1 pseudogene is annotated in these 4,343 nt (G+C 76.4%); it reads left to right on the top strand.

The annotated features are described in order from the left end of the window. Positions 1–4,343, top strand: a pseudogene (locus tag ON36_RS28585) (hypothetical protein); the annotation flags it as partial.

Raw genomic sequence — 4,343 nt, 5'->3', positions numbered from 1 at the left:
CGGCACACCGGAGGACGACGGCGTTCCCGAGCGGGGCGAGGCCCTCGACACCCGCGCCGACACCCGCCTCGACGCGACCATGCGCACGCTCGACGACGTCGCCGAGGCGCTCGATCGGCCGCTGCGGACCCTCGACGACCTCGTCGGACCCGGCGAGACCGTCGACCCGCGCGACACCGTCGACGACGCGGTGCGGCGGCAGGACGCCCTCGCCGACCAGGCCGACCGCGACCGCGCCCGCCGCGCCGACCTGGCCACCGACGACGCGCTGGCCCACCTCGACGCGATCGACGGCGACCTGGCCGCGCACGAGTCCTTCCTGCGCGCCCAGCACGAGTTCGACACCGCCCGTGCCGATCTCGCCGACCGCTTCGCCGAACTCCTGCACCCCGACGCCGCCGAGCGCGCCGCCGACGACGCCGCCCTGGCGTCCTACCTGCGCGCCCAGGCCGCGTTCGACGCGGCCCGCGCCGATCTGTCGGCCCTCGGCGACGAACTCACCGGCGCGCGAGCCGAAGACGCGGCCGCCGATGCCGCGGCCCTGGAGTCCTATCTGCGCGCCCAGCGCGAGTTCGACGCCGCCCGCGCCGATATCGCGTCCCGATTCGCCGAGGCGACCCGGCCCGACATCACGCGCCCGAACCCCACCCCGCCGGAGGGGCCGCACCGGACGGCCACGCGGCCCGACGGAGTCGATCCGACGACCGTCTCGGCGGGCGCCGACCCGGACATCACCCGTCCCGATGGGGTCGATCGCGCGGCGGCCGAGGACGCCGCGGCCCTGGAGTCCTACCTGCGCGCCCAGCGGGAATTCGATGCCGCGCGGGCGGATCTGCTCGCGGTCGCGGAGGAGGCGGGCGGTCCCGCCGCGCGCGATCGGGACGCGGCCGCCGACGCGGCGGCGCTGGAGTCGTATCTGCGGGCGCAGCGGGAATTCGATGCGGCGCGGGCGGACATCGCCGCGCGCTTCGCCGCGCTCACGGACGCGGACGGCACGGGGCCGAACGCGTCGCGGGCGGGCTCCGGCGAGACCGGGAATCGCGGGTCCGACCCGGACGCGGGCGGCACCGGGCGCGACGGCCGTGGGCGTGGCGACGACGACCCCGGCGACGGCGCGCCCCCGGCGGCGCCCGCGGGTCCGCCGAAGAAGTCGCCGTCCCAGCCGCCGACCGCGCGCATGCCGGAGCCCGAGGAGCCGCGGCGGCCGACGGCCGGGTCCGTCTTCGCGCCGCCGCCCGCGGGTGGCGAGCTGGTGCCGCAGGGCGACGCGTCCCCGGACCTCACCGGCGACGACGCCGAGGCCCGGACGCCGGGCGAGCCGGTGCGCGGGCGCAGCGGCCGGCTCGACGATGCCAGACGGTTCCTCCAGGAGCTGGCGGACCTGCCGCCGTCGGCGCATGCGGATGTCGCGCCGCTGACCGACGCCGAAGCCGAGCACGTCCGCCGCGTCGCGGAGGCGCTCGGGCTCGGGGACGCGCTGACCGGGCTCGCCGATCCGCGCGGCGCGCTTGCCGAGATCGCCGACATGGCGCGCGCCCGCGGATTCCTCGACAGCGCATTGGATCCCGACGCCGACCTCGGCGCGCCCATGCGCTATCCGGACGACTACGACGCCCTCGACCTGAACGAACTCGAGGACGGCTACGACCCGTCACAGGTCGAGGGCGACCCCGCGGAGCGGGCGCGGATGGCCGACGAACTGCGCCGCGCGGGCATCGACAACGGCGCGCCGCGCCCCGAGACCGGACCCGAACCCGACGGCCCCGCCCAGCCGCTGCGGCCGTCGGCGGTCCTGCCCGGCGGCGACGCGGCCGCGCGGCATCCCGCGGTGCCGCGGGCGGAGACCGCGCAGCAGGCCCTCGCCCGGCTGGCCGCGCGCTTCGGCGTCGATCCCGGCGACCCCGGCGCGCTCGACGCCCAGCGCTACCGGCAGCTGCTGCGCGCGGGCGCGGTCGAAGCGTTCGCCGACGCGGTGCAGCGGGCCCACGAGGCCGCGCCCGACCTGCGGGCACCCCACGAGGCGCGTGCCCGGCGCTGGGCGGCGCGGCTCGGCCTCTCCGCCGATCCCGGCCTGCCCCGCGCCGCCGACGACATCGCCAGGTCGCGCGCCGACGTGGCCCGGGACGCCGCCGACCTGGCGCACCTGGACGACCTGCTCGCCGCGGACCTCGACGACCGCTGCCTGTCCATCGAGGTGGACGGCGAGCGGATGCTGGTCCGCCTGGTCGCCGACGGGCCCGACACCTGGCACGTGGAACCGGTCCGGCGCGTGGAGCGGCCGGTGGCCGAGCCGGCCGCCGAGCAGGCCGTGCGGGTCGCCCAGGAACCGAAGTCGTGGCTGCGCAGACTGTGGAACCGGCTCACCGGCGGCTATCTCGGCGAGTACCCGAAGTACCCATCGGGTTCCGGCATCGACAGCGCGGGCCAGTCGCTGCTCGGCCACGAGGCCGGGCTGCCGCTCACGAAGATGAAGGACCCGACCCCGGACGGGCCGACCGGCGACGAATACGAACAGCTGCAGACCAAGTTCAACCCGGCGCGCATCCTCAAGGAGGGTGTGCTCATGTGGCAGAACCGGGAGCTCGTGCCGATCCTGCGGCACCTGTCCTCGCGGATCGCCGACCGCGCCGGGGAGTTCCTGCCGCTGCGCAATCTCGACGGCACCGAACACAAGCCGTGGCTCACCGACGCCGACCCGGAGCTGCGCAGGCAGATCGAGCAGGAGCTGCGCGACGCCGGCCTCGACCACCTGCTCGAGCCGGAGAGCCGCGCGGCACTGCCGGACGGCCCGGACGGCGCGGAGCCGCCGGACCGCGCGCTCACCGACGGCGGCGCGGACGACGCCGCGGTGCGGGTCTCCCGCACCGGCGACGCGCTCGAGGGCACCGAACCGATGCCTGCCTGGGCCGAGGACGTGGTCGACGCCGTGCGGCAGCGACTCGTCGACGCGGCCGCCCTGGAGGCGCTGGCACGCGAACTCGGGATCGAGCTGACCGATTTCGGACCCGAGGCGCTCGACCGGGCGGTGGCCGAGGGCGAATACCGGCTGCTGCGGCGCGACGGCGTGATCCAGGGTCTGGAGGCCGCCGCCCGCGACTTCGACGCCGAGAACGCCCACACCCCCTACCGGTCCAACAGCTTCGGCAGCAAGGACCCGCTCGGCTCGTTCCTGAAGGAAGTGGTCGCGGCCAACGGCGGCGACACGAGCATCCTGGACTGGCGCGGGGTCAACAACGGCGGCGAATGGACCAGCCACTGGGACGACCTGGAGGACAACGAACAGCCCGGCCGCGACCAGGGTTCGCGCCGGTACTTCGAGAATGCCCTGCGCCGCTCCGGCCTCCGCGACGAACGCTCCACCTGGGCGCACCTGGCGGGCGTCGACCTGGAGGCGCTCTCACGCGACCGCGACGCCGAACTCGCCCGGCTCCGCGCGCAATGGGACGACAACACCGGCGTGCTGGACGAGTTCCGCAGGCGCGTTGCCGATTTCGCCGCCGCCGATTCGGGGGACCGCCTGCTCGTCGACACCATGCACAACCGCATCGAGATCGTCGACACCGGCGGCGGGCACGAGCGGGCCCTCGCCCGCGCCCTCGCCGGGGCCGACCCGGCCTTCCTCGACCGGCTCAACCGCGGCGAGGTCACCGTCGACATCCGGGCCGTGGCGCTCGACGAGGCCGGACGGGTACACATCGTCGAGCTCGACGCGCCGGAGGTGCGCCACCTGCGCACCGAGATCGACGGCCGCACCGCCGATGTCACCCTGCTGCGGGACGGCATCGGGCCCTGGCGCATGGTCGAGACGCCGCCCGCCGCGGAGCCCACCGCGAATCTGCCCGTCGTGCCGGGCGCGGACGGCGCGCCGCCCCCGCCGCGCACGCGCGCGGAGATCCTCGCCGACATCGCCGACGTGTCCGGGCGCCTCGGGATCGAGGACCCGATCGGGCGGGACCCCGCCGACCTCCGCGACCTGCTCCGCGATCTCGACCGCGACAACCAGGTGCGGGCGCGCCGGATCGAGGCGCTGGTCGACTACGCGCTCACCACCGACGCGATCGACACCTTCAACGACCTGCACAGCGCGCGCAGCGCCCTCGCGCACCGGCTCGGCGTCGAAGCGGGCGACCTCACGCCCGAACTCGTCGCGCGCACCCTCGCCGACCCCGCGACGCCGACCGCGCGCCGACACCAGCAGATCAGTGACCTCGCCGCCTACATCAAGCACCTCGGCGGGGTCGACGCCGACGCCGTCACCGCCGCGCGGGACGCCCTCGCCCCCCACCTCGGCCTCGAACGCGGCGCCCTGCGCCCCGGTGCCGACGCCCTCGCCGAGGCTCTGG

It is taken from the genome of Nocardia thailandica NBRC 100428 (assembly GCF_000308795.1).
In the GTDB taxonomy this organism is placed as follows: Bacteria; Actinomycetota; Actinomycetes; order Mycobacteriales; family Mycobacteriaceae; genus Nocardia; species Nocardia thailandica.
Note: the sequence above shows the minus strand (reverse complement) of the source record. Positions and strands in the feature narration are given on the sequence as shown.